This is a genomic window from Pseudomonas sp. CCOS 191 (assembly GCF_001007005.1).
GTDB lineage: Bacteria > Pseudomonadota > Gammaproteobacteria > Pseudomonadales > Pseudomonadaceae > Aquipseudomonas > Aquipseudomonas soli.
On record NZ_LN847264.1, the window covers coordinates 4245224 to 4264876 of the forward strand.

Sequence of the window (19653 nt, forward strand, 5' to 3'; positions counted from 1 at the left end):
TTGTCGCTTTTTTCTTGCCGGGGCGCTGTGGATAGTGCGGCCATCCCTCCCTGAAACCGGATCACTGCCATGTCACCCCTGAAAGTCGAATTCTTCCACGATGTCGTCTGCGGCTGGTGCTTCGTCCTCGCCCCGCGCCTGAAGCAGTTGCAGGACGAACTGAACCTGGACGTGCAGCACCGCAGCTTCATCCTGCAGACCAGCCGCGAGGCGATGGTCGAGCGCTTCGGCTCGATGCCCAAGGCCAAGGAGACCATCCTCAGCCACTGGCTGTCGTGCTCGCGCGCCGAGGACGTCAAGCGCATCAACATCGAAGCCATGCGCCAGCAGGACTTCGAGTACCCCACCGGCCTGCTCGCGGGCCTGGCCTGCCAGACCGCCAAGGCCCTGGGCGGCAACGAAGGCCACGAGCGCATGTTCGACCGCCTGCAGGAAGCCCACCTGGTGCAGGCCCGCAACATCGGTGACCGCGCCACCGTGCTGGCGGTGGCCGCCGAAGCCGGTTTCGACCCGCAGGCCTTCGCCACGGCATTTGACCAGCAGGCCCCGCAGATGCTCGAGGAAGAACTGGCCCAGGGCCGGCGCCTGGGCATCAGTTCGGTGCCCAGCCTGGTGATCGACGGCCGCTACCTGGTCCCCGGCGCGCTGAGCCTCGAGCAACTGCGCCAGACCTTCATCCAGGTCCGTGCCAACCAGAACCAGGCACAAGGAGCCGCCCAATGAAAAACCGTTACTGGATCGCCGCCGGCACTTCCCTGTCGCTGCTGGCCATGGCCCTGCTGCCCGCCCCGGCGGTAGTGGCCAACGACGCCCCCGCCGCCCAGGCCAACGCCACCCCGGTGGCAATCGCCCGCGTGCAGTCGGGCCCGATGCCGCAGGTGCTCAGCGCCGTCGGCACCCTGGAGGCGGTACACCAGGTCAATGTCTCGCCCGAGGTCGGCGGGCGCATCACCGCGCTGGAGTTCACCGCCGGCAAGGCCGTGGCCGCAGGCCAGGTGCTGGTCAAGCTCAACGACGCGCCCGAACGCGGCGAGCTGGCCAAGCTGCAGGCCCAGGCCAAGAACGCCAAGCTGGCCCTGGAGCGTACGCGCAAGGTGCTGCCGCTGGCCTCCACCCAGGCCCAGCTCGACCAGGCCCAGGCCAACTATGATCAGTTGCTCGGCGAGATCGCCCAGGTCCAGGCGCAGATCGCGCAGAAGACCATCCGCGCCCCGTTCGCCGGCGTGCTGGGTATCCGCAAGGTCAACCTCGGCCAGTACGTCAGCCCTGGCGACAGCCTGGTAACCCTCACCGAGCTGTCGCGCCTGCACGTCAACTTCCCGCTGCCCGAGCAGTCCGCCGCCGCCCTGCAGGCGGGCCAGGCCATCACCCTCAAGGTCGACGCCTGGCCGCAGCAGCGCTTTGTCGCCGCGGTCACTACCCTGGAGCCGCAGATCGACCCGGGCGCCCGCTCCATGCTGGTGCAGGCAACCCTGGACAACCCCGGCCAGCAACTCAAGCCGGGCATGTTCGCCAACGTCAGCATCGAGCTGCCGAGCCACGCCGATGTGCTGAGCGTGCCGGAGACGGCGATCAGCTACAGCGCCTACGGCAACTCGCTGTACGTGCTGCGCGAGAAGGACGGCGCCCTGCGCGTGGAGCAGGTGTTCGTCAAGCTCGGCGCCCGCCGCGACGACCGCGTGGTGGTGCTCGACGCGCTGACCCCGGGCGACCGCGTGGTGGTCTCGGGGCAGATCCGCCTGAGCAACGGCATGCCGGTGCGGGTCACCGACGACACCCTGGCCGCCAGCACCACGCGCAAGCCGGACCTGGCCCAGCAGTAATGGGTTTGCGTGCCACTGAAAAGGACCTGTAGCACCATGAAATTCACCGACCTGTTCATCCGCCGCCCGGTACTGACCCTGGTGGTCTGCGCGATGATCGTCATGCTTGGCCTGTTGGCGCTGCTGAACCTGCCGATCCGCCAGTACCCGCAGCTGGAAAGCGCGACCATCACCATCACCACCGAATACCCCGGCGCCCGCTCGCAGCTGATGCAGGGTTTCGTCACCCAGCCCATTTCGCAGGCCGTGGCCTCGGTCGACGGCGTCGACTACCTGAGCTCGACCTCGACCCAGGGCAAGAGCGTCATCACCGTGCGCCTGAAGCTCAACGCCGACTCCAACAAGGCCCTCACCGAGATCATGGCCGCCGTCAACCAGGTCAAGTACCGCCTGCCCGAAGGCGCCTACGACTCGGTGGTGGCCAAGTCTTCCGGCGAAGGCACGGCGGTGATCTACGTCGGCTTCTCGAGCAAGGACATCGGCCTGCCGGCGATCACCGACTACATCTCCCGCGTGGTGCAGCCGCGCCTGGCAGCCATCGACGGCGTGGCCGAGGCGCAGATCCTCGGCGGCCAGAAACTGGCCATGCGCCTGTGGCTGGACCCGGCGCGCATGGCCGCGCGCAACCTGTCGGCCAGCGACGTGGCCGAGGCCATCCGCCAGAACAACTTCCAGGCCGCCCCCGGGCAGACCAAGGGCCAGTACGTCTCGGCCAACATCAACATCAACACCGACCTGACCAGCGTCGACCAGTTCCGCCAGATGGTGGTGCGCCGTGACGGCGAGACGCTGATCCGCCTGAGCGACATCGGCACCGCCGAGCTCGGCGCCACCTCCTACGACACCAGCGGCATCATGGACGGCGAGCCTGCGGTGTTCATCGGCCTGCACGCCACCCCCGCCGGCAACCCGCTGACCATCGTCGGTTCAGTGCAGGAAATGATGCCGCAGATCCGCGAGACCATGCCGCCGGGCATGACCGCCAATATCGTGTTCGAAGTGGCGCGCTTCATCCAGGCGTCCATCGATGAAGTGGTCAAGACACTGGTCGAGGCGGTGGTGATCGTCGCCGTGGTGATCTTCCTGTTCCTCGGCTCGCTGCGCAGCGTGCTGATCCCGCTGGTGACCATCCCGCTGTCGCTGATCGGCGCGGCGGCGATCATGAGCCTGTTCGGGTTCAGCATCAACCTGCTGACCCTGCTGTCGATGGTCCTGGCCATCGGCCTGGTGGTGGACGACGCCATCGTCGTGGTGGAGAACGTCCACCGGCATATCGAGGAAGGCAAGTCACCGTTGCAGGCGGCCTTGGTCGGCGCCCGCGAGATCGCCGGCCCGGTGATCGCCATGACCCTGACCCTGGCCGCGGTGTACGCCCCCATCGGCCTGATGGGTGGGCTGACCGGCGCGCTGTTCAAGGAGTTCGCCTTCACCCTCGCCGGCGCCGTGGTGGTATCCGGCGTGGTGGCGCTGACCCTGTCGCCGGTGATGAGCGCCTTCCTGCTCAACCGCCAGGCCAGCGAAGGCCCGATGGCGCGTGGCGCCGAGCGCTTCTTCCAGTGGCTGGGCAAGGGCTATGGCCGTTTGCTTGACGTGTCCCTGCACCACCGCTGGCTGACCCTGGCGATTGCCGCGGCGGTGTTCGTCAGCCTGCCGATCCTCTACCTCGGCGCCCAGCGCGAACTGGCGCCGGTCGAGGACCAGGCCCAGGTGCTGGCGGTGGCCAAGGCGCCGCAGTACGCCAACATCGATTACACCCAGATGTACGCGCACCGCATGGACCGCCTGTTCGCCACCTTCCCGGAAACCGACATCACCTGGGTGGTCAACGGCAACGACGGCCCGCGCACCGCGTTCGGCGGCGCCAACCTGAGCACCTGGGAAAAGCGCCAGCGCAGCGCCGACCAGCTGCAGGCCGAGATCCAGAAAGCCGTGGGCGAGATCGAGGGCGTGGCCATCTTCGCCTTCCAGCTGCCGCCGCTGCCCGGCTCCACCGGCGGTCTGCCGGTGCAGATGGTGATCCAGAGCTCCCAGGACCACCGCGTGGTGTTCGACGCCATGGACAAGATCAAGCAGGCGGCCATGGCCAGCGGCTTGTTCGCCGTGGTCGACAGCGACCTGGACTTCAACAGCCCGCTGGTCAACATCAACATCGACCGCAGCAAGGCCAACGACCTGGGCATCAGCATGCAGGCCATCGGCGATGCCCTGGCGGTGCTGGTGGGCGAGAACTACGTCAACCGCTTCGCCCTCGACGGCCGTTCCTACGACGTGATCCCACAGGTGGCACGGGCCCAGCGCCTGTCGGCCGAGATGCTGGTGGGCCAGTATGTCAAGGCCGCCAACGGCGCCCAGGTGCCGCTGTCGACCCTGGTCAGCTTCGACATGTCGATCGAGCCGAACAAGCTGACCCAGTTCAACCAGCTCAACTCGGCCACCCTGCAGGCGGTGCCGGCGCCGGGCGTGAGCATCGGCGACGCGGTGCAGTTCCTTGCAGCCCAGGCCAATGCCCTGCCCACCGGCTTCAGCCATGACTGGCTGTCGGATGCCCGCCAGTTCGTCCAGGAAGGCAGCGCCCTGGTGGTGACGTTCATCTTCGCCATCCTGGTCATCTACCTGGTGCTGGCCGCGCAGTTCGAAAGCCTGCGCGACCCGCTGGTGATCCTGGTCAGCGTGCCGATGTCGGTGTGCGGCGCGCTGATCCCGCTGTACCTGGGCTACGCCACGGTGAACATCTACACGCAGATCGGCCTGGTAACCCTGGTCGGCCTGATCAGCAAGCACGGCATCCTCATGGTCGAGTTCGCCAACGAACTGCAGCAGGCCGACCAGCTCGACCGCCGCACGGCCATCGAACGCGCCGCGCAGATCCGTCTGCGGCCGATCCTGATGACTACCGCGGCCATGGTCGTGGGCCTGGTGCCATTGCTGCTGGCCAGCGGCGCCGGCGCCCACAGCCGCTTCAGCCTGGGCCTGGTGATCGTCATCGGCATGCTGGTCGGCACCCTGTTCACCCTGTTCATCCTGCCCACCGTGTACTCGCTGCTGGCCAAGGACCACCGTGCCAGCGAAGACCCACGCCTGCAGGAACTGGCCGCCTACACCCAGCCGGCCTGACCCCTTAGCCCGCCCTCCCCTGTGGCAGCCATGACCGGCTGCCCCTGGGCGCGGCCGGCCCGAATAAAGAGAAACGACATGCTACGTAAGACCCTTCTGCCCCTGCTGCTGCTGGCGCCCCTGGCCCAGGCCGTTGCCGCCGACCGTGCGACGCTGATGTCGGTGTACGCCCAGGTGGTCGAGCACAACAGCGACATGGCCGCCGCCCGCGAGAACTACCTGGCCCGCCGCGAGGCCGTGCCCCTGGCCCGCGCCCGACTGCTGCCGCAGGTGGCCCTGGATGCCGAGGCCGGCGATGTGCGCAGCGACCGCCGCCAGGTCGAGCAGCGCAGCGGCAGCCTGTACCGCCTGAGCCTCGACCAGCCGTTGTTCGACCTCAGCCGCTGGTTCGACTACAAGGCCGCGCAGTCCGAAAACGAACAGGCCGAACTGGACTTCTCGGCGTTCCAGCAGCAATTGATCCTCGACACCGCCAGCAGCTACTTCGACACCCTGCTGGCCGAGGACAACCTGGCCACCGCCAAGGCCGAGCTGCGCGCCTTCGACCGCCAGTTGCAGCAGACCCGGCTGAGCTACGACGCCGGTCTGTCCGACCAGAACGACATGCTCTCGGCCCAGGCCAGCTTCGACCGCGCCAGCGCCAACCTGATCGACAGCCAGCGCCGCAGCGAGGACGCCTACCAGGCACTGATGCGCCTGACCGGCCAGGCCCAGCCGGCATTGGCCGGGATCCGCCACAGCCTGCCGGTGCAGGCGCCGGTGCCCGAGCGCGCCGAGGCCTGGGTCGAACAGGCCATGGCGCAGAACCTGCGCCTGCGCGCCAGCCAGGCCGCCGTCAGCCAGGCCGGCCAGACCCTGCGCAGCAGCAAGGCCGATCACCTGCCGACCTTCAACCTGGCCATGGGCTACACCGAGGGTGACAGCGACCTGATGGACTCCAGCGCGCACTTCGGCCAGCGCCCCGGCAACCAGCGCGACAGCTCGGTGATGGTGCAGATGAAGCTGCCGCTGTTCAGCGGCGGCGGCACCAGCGCGCGGGTACGCCAGGCCACCCATGAGCTGGCGCGTACCGAGTACGGCCGCACCAGCCTCGAACGCGAGGTGCTGGAAGGGTCGCGCAACGCCTTCCGCGCGGTGGTCAGCGATGTCGAGCAGGTGCGGGCGCGGCGCCAGAGCATCATCTCCAGCCAGGGCTCGTTGCGGGCCACCGAGGCGGGGTATGAGGTGGGCAGCCGCAACATCGTCGATATCCTCGATGCCCAGCGCGACCTGTACAACGCGGTGCGTGACTACAACGTCTCGCGCTATGCGTACATCGTCGACAGCCTGCGGCTCAAGCAGCAGGCCGGCAGCCTGAGCCCGGAGGACCTGCGCGAATTGGCGGGGTATCTGAAGCTGGATTACGAGCCGGAGCGGGATTTCCTGCCGAGTGATCTGCGGGGGTGAGTTTTTGAGTATGACGGGAGTGTTGTTGCGCCCTTGAGATCGAGCGCCGCCCGCGCGGCGCATCGCGGATGAATCCGCTCCTACATTTGTTGCAACGTGGCCATGCCTGATAGGCCATGGTTGTTAGCCTTGTGTGCACGACGCGGTTTTTCGGTGGGCATTGCTGCCGCCCCACCTGTCTCAAGACCTGCGCCAAAGCTGGCAACCATGGCCTGACAGGTTCGGTACGTTGCAACAAATGTAGGAGCGGATTCATCCGCGATGCGCCGCGCGGGCGGCGCTCGATCTCATAGGCGCTGCAAGGCCATAGCCCTACACATCGCAGCCAACTTGATCCCTTCGGGCTTGCCCGCCACCGACTCAACCGGAGCAGTTCATCCCCAACTCCATATCATCAATCAACGCCTTGGCCATGGCGCTCAACATGCGCGCTGCGCTGCCCGCCATCAGGTCGCCTTCCATCTCGGCCTCGCAGGTGAGGTGGCGAATGCAGCCAAGCAGCACCGACAACTCGCTGAAGGCATCCGCGAAGGGAATGCCCGGCTCGACCTTGAACAGGTCCATGCAACGGGTCCGGCCTGCGGTACGTGCGTTGGTCATGGCCGCACCTCCGGCTTGTGCTCGAGCAAGGCACAGGCAAGTTGGCCAAGGTAGTCGCTGGCGGTGAACAGACGGTCTTGCGTTTCGCCAGGTTCGGTCTTGAAGTAGATATCGAGGACATCGGAAATGGCGGTGGCCACTTCGACGGCGGCGGTCATGGCTTCTTCGCGGGTGAGGGTCGGGCGGATAGCGATGAAGGGGGCTAGACGCGGTGGGTCTGGGACGATCTTTTTCATGGTCAACACTCCTGCGCAGTTCAAGAATGCTGCCCTCCGGCGCCTTTCTCACGGGACAAAGGGTGGCAGCCGTGCACGGGGTGAGAAACCGAGGCGCAAGAGAAACTCGGCCAGACCGAAGTCTGCCCGGGCACGGCTGCCATAACTGGATTGCCGATACTTTACGCCTCGGGTTCTCACACCCGGTCACCTGATGTGGCGACCCCGTGAAGTTATCCGTGGGGTATTTCCCCGACAACGCAGCAGCTTCCGGCAAGCGCGTAGGATAGTTCCCAAGCTTTGCTGGCTGAAGCATTTGGTTTCAGGTTCGGAAAGATCCGACATGAGATTCTGGGGGATCTGGGGTGTTCGCCGAGAGAGATTCTGCGCCTGGGAGATCGAGCGCCGCCCGCGCGGCGCATCGCGGATGAATCCGCTCCTACATTTGTTGCAACGTGACCATGCCTGATAGGCCATGGTTGTTAGCCTCGTGTGCATGACGCGGTTTTCCGGTGGGCGCTTCTGCCGCCCCACCTGCCTCAAGCCCTGCGCCAAGGCGGGCAACCATGGCCTGACAGGTTCGGTACGTTGCAACAAATGTAGGAGCGGATTCATCCGCGATGCGCCGCGCGGGCGGCGCTCGGTCTCGTAGGCGCTGCACCACTACCGGCGAACACCTCGAATAGCGTGCGCGCAAGCCATCACCCCGGCCGATACTCCCGACACCGCTCCCGCAGTATCTGCGCCAGCAACCGCACCTCGGGACTGTGCCGGTACTCCTCGGGATACCCCATGTACATCGGCACCTCCCGCTCCCGCTGATGCTGCAGGTTGACCCGCACCAACCGCCCTTGCGCCAGCCCCTGCTGCACCCGATGCTCCGGCAACCAGGCAAAGCCCATCCCCCGCTCGACGAAGCTCTCGGCCGCCGCCAGGCTGCTCACCGTCCAGCGCTGCGAGGTCCCTAGCCAGCCGCTGTTCTGCGAATTGCGCGTGCCGGAATCGCGGATCACCACCTGCCGGTGGTTCTTCATGTCGTCCAGGCTCAACTCGCCCTGCGCCTCGCTGAGCGGGTGGCTGGCTCCCACCACGCAGATCAACGAGACATTGAGCAGGAACTCCTGCAAGTAGCCGGAAGGCAGGCTGCTGGCGATGCCCAGCTCAACCTTGCCGTCCTCGAGCAACTCGCGCGCCCCGGACAACGCCGTCTCGTACAGGCGGATACGGTGATCCTTGTACTCCAGGGCAAACTCCTGCAATGCCTGTTGCAGCAGCTCGATGGGGAACAGCACATCCACCGCCAGCGCCTGCTCGGTGAACAACCCGGGCTGGTACTGGTTGGCCAGGTGCTCGAGCTTCTGCGCAGCGCCCAGCAGGTGCTTGGCCTGGGGCAATAGCGCCTTGCCCAGCGAGGTGAGCACGGCCTTGCGCCCTTCGATGATGAACAGCTCCTGGCCCAGGAGCATTTCCATGCGGTTGACCGAATGGCTGATCGCCGACTGCGACTTGTACATGTGCTCGCCGGCCTGCTGGAAACCGCCGCACTCGACCGTGCAGACGAACGCGCGCCACTGATCGAGACTGATCTTGGAAAACACCACTACCTCCTTGTGTGCCCGAAAACCGGGCGACGAATCCTTTGTCCTGCGGCGTTGTACCACAGCTGCCGCCAACACATGAAGACCGTACCGCGATGCACGCACTTTTTGTCACTATTCGCCCAGCCCGCTTCGTGCGACAACAACGTCCCGCACAGTGCCTGGCACTATTGGATGAATAATGGACAAGGAAGTCCCGACCATGCAGATATGCACAAGCGATACGGCATAAATATATAGCCAAAACAACAGGCCAATCCGGCGATAACACCGCCATAAAATTTTCATATTAAAACAATTGAAAATTTTAATTGCCCTATTGTTCGACAATCCGTTCATCACCCCTTTGCACAAGCCGCGTGGAATCACGGGGCGCACGCCTGCGCGCGATAAATAAAACGCAAACTTTCCGCCCCCGGAAAACCATGAACAGGCGTCATCAATCCCATCGGAATTATTCGCTTTTTTTGGCAAAAGCTTCAGCCGCAATAATTAAATGGCCAGCAGGGACTGGCACCGGAACAACAAGACCGGTTGTGTATTTTGGGATTTTTTCAACAGTGAAAAATAATTGGGCATACACATGAAAATCGGCATTGATGATATTGGGCTGTCTGTACCGCAACACTTTTTCGCACTGGAAGAACTTGCCGAACGGCACGGTATCGACCCGCAGAAATACCTGGTCGGCATCGGCCAGGAGTTCATGGCCGTGCCGGCCCCGGACGAAGACATCGTGACCCTGGCGGCCAACGCCGCCCTGCCGCTGCTCGATGACGCCAGCCGCGCCTCGATCGCCACGGTGATCCTCGCCACCGAGAGCGGCATCGACCAGTCCAAGGCCGCCGGCCTGTTCGTCCACAGCCTGCTCGGCCTGCGTGCCGACTGCCGCGTGGTGGAGTTCAAGCAGGCCTGCTACGGCGCCACCGCCGGCTTGCAGATGGCCCGCGCACTGGTCGCCCAGCGCCCCCACGAGAAGGTGCTGGTAATCGCCACCGACATCGCCCGCTACGAGCAGAACTCCGAGGGCGAATGCACCCAGGGCGCCGGCGCCGTGGCCATGATCGTGGCCGAGAACCCGCGCCTGCTGGAGCTGCACCCGCACCAGGGCCGCTACAGCCTGGACGTCTCGGACTTCTGGCGGCCGAACCTGCGCAGCACCGCGCTGGTCGATGGCAAGCTGTCGATCGAGGTCTACCTGGAGTCGCTGCGCAACGCCTGGCAGAGCTACCGCGCCGACGGCGGCCTGGGCCTGGAAGACATGAGCTTCCTGTGCTTCCACCAGCCGTTCACCAAGATGGCGAAAAAGGCCTTCTCGGTGTTCGAGGCGATCGAACCCGAAGCGGCCAAGGCCCTGGGCGAGCAGGCCTACGCCACCAGCCAGCTGTACGGCAAGGCCATCGGCAACTGCTACACCGCCTCGCTGTACATTGCCCTGCTGTCGCTGCTGGACAACAGCGACGAGGACCTGACCGGGCGCAACATCGGCCTGTTCAGCTACGGTTCGGGCAGCGTCGGCGAGTTCTTCAGCGCCACCGTGGTGCCGGGCTACCAGGCCCATTCGCGGCGCAAGGCGCATGCACGCATGCTGGCCAGCCGCACCCGCCTGGGCCATGAGCAGTACAGCAGCTGGTTCTACGGCGACAACCACCCGGCCGTGGCCGACTACAGCACCCCGTACGTCACCGGCGGCGCGTTCCGCTACGGCGGTTGCGAGGGCTATCGCCGTCAGTACGAGAGCACCGCCCTGTCCCTGAAGATGGCGAGCTGACGACCATGAGCGACGTGCTGCTGAGCTGGCCGCAACCCGCGGTCGCCTGCCTGACCCTGAACCGTCCGCATGCCGGCAACGCCCTCGACGAGGCCCTGCTCGGGGCCTTGCACGAGCAGTTGCAGGCCCTCGCCGAGCACCCCGGGCTGCGCGCCCTGGTGCTCGACGGCGCCGGCGAGCACCTGTGCACTGGAGCAGACCTGGAGTGGATGCGCCGCAGCCGCGAGTTCGACCATGCGCGCAACCTGGAGGACGCCAGCCTGCTGGCCAACGTCCTGCAGCGCCTGGACGACTTCCCGGTGCCGGTGCTGATGCTGGCCCGCGGCGCGGTGTTCGGCGGGGCCTTGGGCCTCTTGTGCTGCGCCGACCACGTGCTGGCCGCCGAGGATGCGCGTTTCTGCTTCAGCGAGGCGCGCCTGGGCCTGGCCCCGGCCTTGATCAGCCCCTACGTGGTGCGCGCCATGGGCGTGCGCCAGGCACGGCGCTACATGCTCTCGGCCGAGGTGTTCGGCACCGAGGACGCGCTGCGCCTGCAGCTGGTCCACCGCCTGGTGCCCGCCGCCGAGCTGGAGCAGGCCCGTGACCGCTGGCTGGCCACCCTGCTGCAGACCGGCCCCCAGGCCAGTCGCGAGATCAAGCAGATGCTGGCGCGCCTGGCAGGCCGCGACCACCTGCTCGACGAGCAGGGTTGCAACCTGCAGCTGATCGCCCGCCTGCGCACCTCCAGCGAGGGCCAGCACGGTCTTGCCGCCTTCTTCGAACGCAGCCGCCCCGACTGGGCGCAATGAACCCTGGGTGCGCGGACCACGAAGCCCGCGCCGTTCCGGCGTCGCCGACGACGCCCGACCTATGAGAAAAGGATTTTGCCATGTGTGGTTTCATCGGTGTCTACCAGTCCAAACGCAACAGCATCAGCGACCAGTCGATCCTCGACGCCCTGGCCGCCATCAACCACCGCGGCCCGGACGAGCACAGCCTGTGGCGTGACCCGGGCGAGCGCGCCGTGCTTGGCCATACCCGCCTGAGCATCATCGGCCTGGACAACGGCATGCAGCCGATCGTCGCCGACGAAGGCGACCTGACGGTGATCGTCAACGGCGAGTTCTACGACCACGAGCGCATCCGCGCCGAGCTGCAGGCCGAAGGCGCGATCTTCAAGACCGCCTCGGACAGCGAGATCGCCCTGCACCTGTACCGCCGCTCCGGCATGGCCGGGCTCAAGGAGCTGCGCGGCGAGTTCGCCATGGTCCTGTTCGACCGTCGTCGCCGCCTGATGCTGGCGGTGCGCGACCGCCTGGGCATCAAGCCGCTGTTCTACACCCAGCACGAAGGCAACTGGTACTTCGCCTCCGAGATCAAGGCCCTGCTGGCCGCCGGCGTCAACCCGACCTGGGACGAGAACGCCTATGCCAGCCGCGCCTTCTACCTGCGCGACCACACCCTGTTCGAAGGCGTGCGCAGCGTGCAGCCGGGCTGCTGGGTGATGGTCGACCACGGCGGCCTGCACAGCGGCCGTTACTGGGACATGGAATTCGCCCGCCGCGACACCCCGGCGCCGAGCGACGAGGCCGGCATGATCGAGGCCGTTCGTGCCTCCATCGAAGAAGCCGTGCGCCTGCGCCTGCGCGCCGACGTGCCGATGGGCGTGTACCTGAGCGGCGGCATCGACTCCTCGGCGATGCTGGGCATGGCCACCGCCCTCAAGGGCGAGCCGCTGGACGCCTTCAACCTGTCGTTCACCGATATGGACGACTACGACGAGAACCGTTTCGCGCGCATGGCCGCCGAGCACAACGGCGCGCGCTTCCACACCATCGAGATCACCCAGGACGACCTGGCGGATAACTTCGAGCAAGCGGTGTGGCACAACGAGACGCCGTTCTTCAACGCCCACGGCGTGGCCAAGTACATCCTCAGCAAGGAAGTGCGCAAGGCCGGCCTGAAGGTGGTGCTGACCGGCGAAGGCGCCGACGAAGTGTTCGCCGGCTACCCGCACTTCCGCCGCGACATGCTGCTGTACAACAACGAACAACAAGACCCGAAAGTCATCGACCTGCTGCGCCAGCGCATCCAGGCCAACGAGCAGGGTTACACCAACGCGCACATGCCCCACGACATCCACTGGATGGTCGACCAGCTCAAGCACGGCGTGTCGTGGCTGGACAACCAGGCCGGCTGGTTCAAGGCCCTGGAGAGCCTGTACCGCGGCGACTTCCGCGACCACTTCACCGGCGTCGACCCGTACCGCCAGTTCTTCGACCGCCTCGACCACGGCAAGCTCGCCGACCGCGACCCGGTGCACAACTCCATGTACCTGTGGGCCAAGTCGTACCTGCCGAACTTCGTCCTCACCACCCTGGGCGACCGCATGGAGATGGCCAACAGCATCGAAGGCCGCGTGCCGCTGCTCGACCACCACGTGGTCGAACTGGCCTGCCAGCTGCCGGTGTGGATGAAGGTGCGCGGCGCCACCGAGAAGTACGTGTTCCGCGAAGCCATGCGCCCTTACCTGCCCAAGGCCCTGTACGAGCGCAAGAAGCACTACTTCCGCGCCCCGCCGGCCACCCTGCAGCAGCAAGGCCGCCTGTGGCAGCTGGTGCAGGACACCCTGCACAGCCGTGACCTGGACGCGCTGCCGTTCTTCGACGCGGCCAAGGTACGCAGCCTGCTCAAGCAACTGCCGACCCTCAGCGCCCAGGAGCAAGGCCTGCTCGACCCGATGCTGATGGAGCTGACCAGCCTGTGCCTGCTGCAGCGCCGCTACCGCATGAGCGGCCAGAGCTGGAACACCTTGAGCGAGGTGGCCGCATGAAGATCGCGATCATCGGCGCCGGCCTCAATGGCCTGGCCTGCGCCCTGATTCTCAAGCGCTTCGGCCTCGAGGCCACGGTGTACGAGCGGGCCCATGGCCCGCGCGACTCGGGCACCGGCATCTATGTCTGGCCCCAGGGCGTGCAGGTGCTGCGCTTCCTGTTCAACGACACCGGCTTCATCGGCCGCGGCAAGGCCATCGAGTTCCTCGACACCCATGGCCGCGACGGTCGCCTGATCCACAGCCAGCCGGTGCGCCCGGACGGCCTGGGGATCCCGGCGCCGGCGGTGATGTTCCCGCGCCCCGAGCTGTTCGGCCTGCTGCGCGAACGCCTGGCGCCGGGGCAGATCCGCTACCAGATGGGTTGCGAGAAGGTGGAGAAGGTCGGCGAACAGGCGCGGGTCACCTTCAGCAACGGCGAGCAGGAAGACTTCGACCTGGTGATCGGCAGCGACGGCGTCGGCTCCACCGTGCGCCAGTGCCTGGAGCCGGGCCTGACGCCCTACGACACGGGCCTGGTGGCCAGCCGCGGCATGGTCGAGTTCGACTCGCCGCTGCTGCTGCCCGACCGTTGCCAGATCTTCGCCTCGGAGTTCTCGCGGGTGGTCACCTACCCGCTGGCGGCCGACCGCCCGTACCGCTACTGGTTCGCCGCCTACCAGCACCGCAACCAGCCGCTGCTCGACCGCGACGGCCTGGTACAGCTGTTTGCCGACCTGCCGCCGGATGTGGTGCGGATGATGGAAGCCACCGAGCACGAGCAGATCCTCACCCACAAGATGATGGCGCTGACCGGTGCAGGCTGCTGGCAGAACGGCCGCGTGGTGATGCTCGGCGACAGCATCCACGCCATGCTGCCGACCCTCGGCTACGGCCTGACCCTGGGCCTGGAGAACGCCTTCATGCTGGCCCAGGCCCTGGTCGGCTGCTGCGACGAGCGCCTCGACAGCGCCCTGCAGCGCTACGAGATCCGCGCCGCCGAGCGTTCGCGGGTGATGCTGGAAGTGATGCGCGACATGACCGACCTGTACTACTTCGAGGAAGACAGCGCCATGACCTCGTCGCGGATCCGGCCGATCGTCGAGCGCTTCCACGACCTGGCCCTGACCACGGTGTTCTGAGGAGGCCGCCATGACCGACGCATACCGCCAGCGCCTGCAAGCCTTTGTCCAGGCGCAGATCACGCCGAACATCGATGCCTGGGAACAGCTCGGCGCCTACCCCGCCACGCTCAACCGCGAGGCCGGCGCCGCCGGCCTGCTGGGCCTGGGCCACGACCATCGGCAATTGCCCGACGACCCACGGGCGGTGGCCGTGCTCATCGAGGAACTGACCCGCAGCGGCGCCCAAGGCATCACCATGGGCCTGGGCTCGCACTTCGTCAGCCTCAAGGCGGTGCAGGCCACCGGCCATCCGATCATCCACGACCTGGTGCCGGCGGTGCTCGACGGCCGTCAGAGCATCGCCCTGGCGATCACCGAGCGCCAGGCCGGCTCCGACCTGCGTGCCCTGGAGTGCCGCGCCACACGCCAGGCCGACGGCTACCGGTTGAACGGGCACAAGGCGTTCATCTGCAACGCCACCCGCGCCGACTGGCTGCTGATGGTCGGCCACTGCGAGGACGGCCTGGCGCTGTTCCTGGTGGAGGGTTCGGCCGCCGGTATCCGCCATACGCCGCGCCGCGCCCTGGGCTGGCGCTGCCTGCCGCTGGCAGACCTGGAGCTGGAAAACGTGCCGGCCATCCGCCTGACCGAGAAAGGCGGTGTCGGCCGCCTGCTGCAGGCCAGCCTGCAGCAGGAGCGGCTGAACCTGGCGGTGATGGCCATCACCAGTGCCGACATGGCCCTGCAAGCCGCCATCGACTGGTGCAAGAGCCGCCAGGTCGGCGGCAAGGCACTGTTCGACAAGTCGGTGATCCGCCAGCGCCTGGCCGAGCACTACGCGCAGCTGACGGTCAGCCGCCAGTTCGTCGACACCTGCGTGGCCCGCCAGGCCGAAGGCACCCTCGACGCGCACCAGGTCGCCATCGCCAAGAACAGCGCCGTGCAGACCCTGGAAACCCTGGCCCGCGACGCCGTGCAACTGCATGGCGCCCACGGCTGCGTCGAGCCCTCGCTGGTCGAACGCATCCACCGCGACGCCCGCCTGCTGGCCATCGGCGGCGGCACCCATGAAATCATGCTGGAAATCATTGCCCGGCACCTGTGAAGGATCACACCATGAGCACCATCAGCGACCACGCCGCCGCGCACTCGCGCGCGCTGCTCGAACACGCCTACCAGCGCTACTGCGGGCTGGAGATGCTGGAACAGTCCCCCGGCCAGTGCACCTGCCGGCTGACCGTCAACGCCGACATCGACAACCTGAGCCAGACCCTGCACGGCGGGGTGATCTACTCGATGCTCGACGTCACCAGCATGCTCGCCACCCTGCCCTTGCTGGGGCCTGACGAGTACGCCCTGACCAACAGCTTCAACACCCTGCTGCTGTCGGCCACGCCGCGCGACACCGAAGTGCTGTTCCACGCCAAGGTGATCCGCGACGGCCGCAACCTGATGTTCACCCAGGCCGAGGCCTGGCGGGTCAATGCCGACGGCAGCCAGACTCGTATCGCCAGCGCGCAGCTGAGCAAGTTCAGGCTCAAGCGGGAGTGGTGAAGGCGTAATCGCACATCACCTTCATTCGCGGGGCAAGCCCGCTCTCACACCCTCTGTGAGAGCGGGCTTGCCCCGCGCTCGTTTCCATGCGCTCTTTTCAACGCAAAGCCCCTGCCGATACATGACAACCTTAAGGGTAAAACCCTGATTATCTGCGCTTTTCACTCCCGCCCGATTGCTCAAGACTGCATGCCACACACATCACAGAAAGGATTCGCGCAATGAATCACAAGGTCCTGGTCATCCGCTCCTCGATCAAGTCCGACGGCGGCTTCTCCGGCCAACTAGTGGACAACTTCCTCAAGCAGCTCAAAGAGGTCAACCCCGAAGCTTCGGTGGCGGTGCGCGACCTGCACGCCCAGCCCATCCCGCACCTCAATGCGGTGACCATGGACGCCCTGTTCGGCGGTGACGCCAGCAGCATCGAGGCGGCCGCGGCGCTGAAACTGTCCAACGAGCTGATCGAAGAGATCCAGGAAGCCGACCGCGTGGTGATCGGCCTGCCGCGCTACAACTTCGGCGCACCGTCGATCCTGCACACCTGGGTCGACTACATCGTGCGTGGCGGCGTTACCTTCACCTATGTCGACGGCGCCCCGGTCGGGCTGCTCGACGACAAGCCGGTGCACGTGCTCAACGCCAGCGGCGGCGTCTACAGCCAGGGCACCGACACCCTGGCCGGCTGGCTGTCGCAGACCCTGGGCTTCGTCGGCCTGAACAGCGTCGAATTCATCTACGCCGAAGGCTTGGGCATGGGCGAAGAGAGCCTGGCCGCGGGCCTGGCCGCCGCCAACCTGAAGATCCAGCACAGCATCGCCGCCCTCGGCGAGCGCCCATGCCCAAGCCTGGCCACCGCCGTAGGGAGGTAAGATGACCCGCAGCCAAGACAACCCGTCGGTCCAGGAGCTGTTCCTCAGCGAACTGGTGGCCGAGCCCAACCGCTACCACCTGTACATCTCCCACGCCTGCCCGTTCTCGCACCGGGTGCACCTGGTGCAGAGCCTGCTGGGCCTGGAAGATGCACTGGACGTCACCTCGGTGGCGGCGCGCCGCCACGACCAGGGCTGGGAGTTCGACGAGCACGACCAGGATCCGCTGCACAAGGACGTCACCCTGTTGTCGAGCCTGTACGAGCGTTCGCGTCCGGGCTTTGCCGGCAACCAGTCGGTGCCGGTGCTCTGGGACCGCCAGCAGAACCGCATCGTGCACAACGATTCGGCCGAGCTGGCGCTGCAGATGGCCACCCGCCTGCTGCCCCTGGCCAAGACCCCGATCGACCTGGTGCCCGACCGCTCCAGCTGCGACATCGTCGAGCTCAACCAGTGGCTGCACACCAACATCAACCGCATGGTCTACCACATGGGCTTCGCCCCGGACCAGGCGAGCTACGACGAGGCCTACAAGCAGTTCTTCGCGGCCATGGACACCCTCGAGCACCGGCTGCGCAAGCAGCCGTACCTGGTGGGCGGCAAGCTGAGCCTGTCGGACCTGTTCCTGCTGCCCACGCTGATCCGCTACGAGGCGGTGTACTACGTGCACTTCAAGGCCAACCACAAGACCCTGGCCGAGTACCCGGCGCTGTATCAGTACCTGGTGCGCCTGACGCAGATCCCGGCGATCTACCGCACAATCGACATGGCGCATATCAAGCTGCATTACTACTACTCGCACAACCACATCAACCCGACGCGGATCGTGCCGCAGGGGCCGGCGTTGAGCTGGTTGAACTGATCCATCGCCTCACTCCGGCCTGGCCACGCCACGCGCGCTGGCAGGCCGGAACCACCACCCCTGCTGCATGCCGGCAGCAGCGAGCAGAATCAGCCCCACCCCCAGCCACTGCAACGGCGCCAGGCGATGGTCGAAGGCCACCCAATCGACCAGGATCGCGGCGATCGGGTAGATGAACGACAACGCTCCGGTCAACGCCGTGGGCAGGCGCTGGATAGCGCTGTACAGCAACACATACATCAACCCCGTGTGCACGATGCCCAGCGTGACCAGGCTGCCGAGCGCCGGCAGTTCACCCGGCAGCCCGCCCAGCTTCACCCAGGGCGCCAGCAGCAAGACGCCGGTACTCACCTGGATCAGGGCGATCAGGTGCGGCGGCGTGCCGGTCAGGCGCTTGATGATCAGCGCCGCCACGGCGTACAGGAAGGCCGCACCCAGCGCCAGGGCGATGCCCTGCAGGTACTCGCCACCACTGGCCTGCCCCGCGCCATGAGCGCTGACGATGGCCAGCATGCCGAGGAACGCCACGCTCAGCCAGGTCAGCTTGGCCAGGGTGATCTTCTCGCCCAGGAACAGCGCCGCCAGCCCCACCAGCATGAACGGCTGGACGTTGTACACCGCAGTGCCGATGGCGATCGATGCCCGCGAATAAGAGGCGAACAGCAGTACCCAGTTACCGACGATCGCCACCCCGCTGACCACCGCCAGCAGGAAAGTGGCACGGGTCAGCACGCCCGGTTTGAGGAAGCCCATGGCCGCGCAGATCAGCAGCAAGGTGCCGGCACCGAACACGCAGCGCCAGAACACCACCTCCAGCACCGGTTGCCCGGACACCAGCACGAACCAGCCGATGGTTCCGGAGATCAGCATGGCGGCGATCATTTCCAGCGAACCACGGCGCAACGAATTGTCCATCTCACACCTCCTGTCGACGATGGGCACAGTATGCGGAGGGTTGAGGCTGACCTTCCAGCGGATAACCAAGGCAGATCAGTAACTGCACCTTTACTATCAAGGCAAATTTGGAAAATCACCTAACGAGGTAGCCATGACCGATGACATTGACCAGTTGCTGATCAACGCCCTGATGGAGGACTCGCGCCGCTCGCTCAAGGCACTGGCGCAGATCAGCGGCCTGTCGGCGCCCAGCGTCAGCGAGCGCCTGCGCCGCCTGGAGGAGCGCGGCGTGCTGCGCGGCTACACGGTAGAGGTGGACCCGCGCTGTTTCGGCTACCAGTTGCAGGCGATCGTGCGCATTCGCCCGCTGCCGGGGCAGCTGCAGGAGGTGGAACGGCAGATCGTCGCTATCCCCGAGTTCACCGAGTGCGACAAGGTGACCGGCGAGGACTGCTTCATCGCCCGCCTGCATGTGCGCTCGATGGAACAGCTGGACACCCTCCTCGATCGCCTGAATGTGCTGGCCGAGACCAATACCGCGATCATCAAGAAGACGCCGGTGAAGCGGCGCTTGCCGCCGATGGCGTGAGTGAGGTTTTGCAGTTGCAGGCCCTATCGCGGGGCAAGCCCGCTCCCACGCGACGGGATTGCCAGCCATAAGGCCAAGGGCCGCGAGAAAACATGTACACAAAATTGTCACCATAGGTGCCATTTTTGTGTGCACTTCTCACAGGTAACGCCCCATTAGGTTACACACTTCAATCAACTAAATCTGACCAATCGATCAACTAAAAGACCAAGCAAAAAATATAACCTGTTCATTTGGTCAGTTTATATTTCCTTTATTTCATTCACTTATCTTTCAAATAGATAGATTCAAAATAATAGCAACCTGAAAGCGAGTTGATCGCTGGCATGGAACTGGCTTTTGTGTGTTCGTGTTTTGTATACAAATTCAACAAAACATAAATACACAAGAACTCGCAGCG

The 19653-nt window shown here is 65.7% G+C and carries 17 protein-coding genes; 13 read left to right on the forward strand and 4 right to left on the reverse strand.

Translation table 11 applies throughout. From position 1 onward, the window contains the following. The first annotated feature begins 69 nt into the window (after positions 1-69). The 4 genes from CCOS191_RS18765 (at position 70) to CCOS191_RS18780 (ending at position 6383) form a co-directional block, all read left to right on the forward strand. On the forward strand, positions 70-723 hold the full coding sequence (locus tag CCOS191_RS18765; RefSeq protein WP_046856501.1) for a DsbA family oxidoreductase: 654 nt from the start codon (positions 70-72) through the stop codon (positions 721-723). Then, positions 720-1823, forward strand: a complete 1104-nt coding sequence (locus tag CCOS191_RS18770; RefSeq protein WP_052752633.1) for an efflux RND transporter periplasmic adaptor subunit — start codon at positions 720-722, stop codon at positions 1821-1823. Before CCOS191_RS18765 ends, CCOS191_RS18770 begins: the two co-directional genes overlap by 4 nt. A 36-nt stretch (positions 1824-1859) precedes the next feature. Continuing rightward, positions 1860-4937 carry a MexW/MexI family multidrug efflux RND transporter permease subunit gene (locus tag CCOS191_RS18775; RefSeq protein ID WP_046856502.1) on the forward strand — a complete coding sequence of 1026 codons (3078 nt, stop codon included), beginning with the start codon at positions 1860-1862 and terminating at the stop codon, positions 4935-4937. 78 nt (positions 4938-5015) lie between these two features. Further along, positions 5016-6383 (forward strand): TolC family outer membrane protein, encoded by a 1368-nt coding sequence (locus CCOS191_RS18780; RefSeq protein ID WP_046856503.1) that lies wholly within the window; start codon positions 5016-5018, stop codon positions 6381-6383. Positions 6384-6743: 360 nt separating this feature from the next. On the opposite strand, the gene CCOS191_RS18785 is transcribed toward CCOS191_RS18780, so the two are convergent. The 3 genes from CCOS191_RS18785 to CCOS191_RS18795 form a co-directional block, all read right to left on the reverse strand. Further along, positions 6744-6947, reverse strand: a complete 204-nt coding sequence (locus CCOS191_RS18785) for a DUF3077 domain-containing protein (RefSeq protein WP_082120527.1) — start codon at positions 6945-6947, stop codon at positions 6744-6746. Positions 6948-6979: 32 nt separating this feature from the next. Then, entirely contained in the window at positions 6980-7219 is a 240-nt protein-coding gene (locus CCOS191_RS18790; protein ID WP_046856505.1) for a hypothetical protein, read from the reverse strand. A 680-nt stretch (positions 7220-7899) separates the two neighbouring features. Beyond that, positions 7900-8796, reverse strand: coding sequence for a LysR family transcriptional regulator (locus CCOS191_RS18795; protein WP_046856506.1), 897 nt, complete (start codon positions 8794-8796; stop codon positions 7900-7902). A gap of 583 nt (positions 8797-9379) precedes the next feature. Here CCOS191_RS18795 and CCOS191_RS18800 point away from each other — a divergent pair. From CCOS191_RS18800 to CCOS191_RS18835, 8 genes are all read left to right on the forward strand, one after another. Next, on the forward strand, positions 9380-10567 hold the full coding sequence (locus CCOS191_RS18800) for a hydroxymethylglutaryl-CoA synthase (protein ID WP_046856507.1): 1188 nt from the start codon (positions 9380-9382) through the stop codon (positions 10565-10567). Between the two features lie 5 nt (positions 10568-10572). Further along, positions 10573-11355, forward strand: coding sequence for an enoyl-CoA hydratase-related protein (locus CCOS191_RS18805; protein WP_046856508.1), 783 nt, complete (start codon positions 10573-10575; stop codon positions 11353-11355). An 80-nt stretch (positions 11356-11435) separates the two neighbouring features. Next, the gene (gene asnB, locus CCOS191_RS18810; RefSeq protein ID WP_046856509.1) at positions 11436-13379 is read left to right on the forward strand and encodes an asparagine synthase (glutamine-hydrolyzing); all 1944 of its coding nucleotides are present in this window, start codon (positions 11436-11438) and stop codon (positions 13377-13379) included. Then, positions 13376-14500, forward strand: coding sequence for an FAD-dependent oxidoreductase (locus CCOS191_RS18815; RefSeq protein WP_046856510.1), 1125 nt, complete (start codon positions 13376-13378; stop codon positions 14498-14500). The genes asnB and CCOS191_RS18815 overlap by 4 nt, the downstream gene beginning before the upstream one ends. Before the next feature lie 10 nt (positions 14501-14510). Continuing rightward, a complete protein-coding gene (locus tag CCOS191_RS18820; RefSeq protein WP_046856511.1) occupies positions 14511-15587 on the forward strand; it encodes an acyl-CoA dehydrogenase family protein in 1077 nt (358 codons plus the stop codon). Between the two features lie 11 nt (positions 15588-15598). Then, entirely contained in the window at positions 15599-16036 is a 438-nt protein-coding gene (locus CCOS191_RS18825; RefSeq protein WP_046856512.1) for a PaaI family thioesterase, read from the forward strand. 221 nt (positions 16037-16257) lie between these two features. Beyond that, positions 16258-16905 (forward strand): FMN-dependent NADH-azoreductase, encoded by a 648-nt coding sequence (locus tag CCOS191_RS18830; RefSeq protein WP_023629104.1) that lies wholly within the window; start codon positions 16258-16260, stop codon positions 16903-16905. Between the two features lies 1 nt (position 16906). Continuing rightward, entirely contained in the window at positions 16907-17767 is an 861-nt protein-coding gene (locus CCOS191_RS18835) for a glutathione S-transferase C-terminal domain-containing protein (protein WP_046856513.1), read from the forward strand. A gap of 9 nt (positions 17768-17776) precedes the next feature. Here the strand turns inward: CCOS191_RS18835 and CCOS191_RS18840 are convergent, their stop codons facing one another. Continuing rightward, complete coding sequence (locus CCOS191_RS18840) at positions 17777-18682, reverse strand: DMT family transporter (RefSeq protein WP_046856514.1); 906 nt, start codon at positions 18680-18682, stop codon at positions 17777-17779. Between the two features lie 133 nt (positions 18683-18815). On the opposite strand from CCOS191_RS18840, the gene CCOS191_RS18845 reads away from it, so the two are divergent. Continuing rightward, positions 18816-19253: an Lrp/AsnC family transcriptional regulator gene (locus CCOS191_RS18845; RefSeq protein ID WP_046856515.1), complete on the forward strand. Its 438-nt coding sequence runs from the start codon at positions 18816-18818 to the stop codon at positions 19251-19253. Positions 19254-19653: the final 400 nt, after the last annotated feature.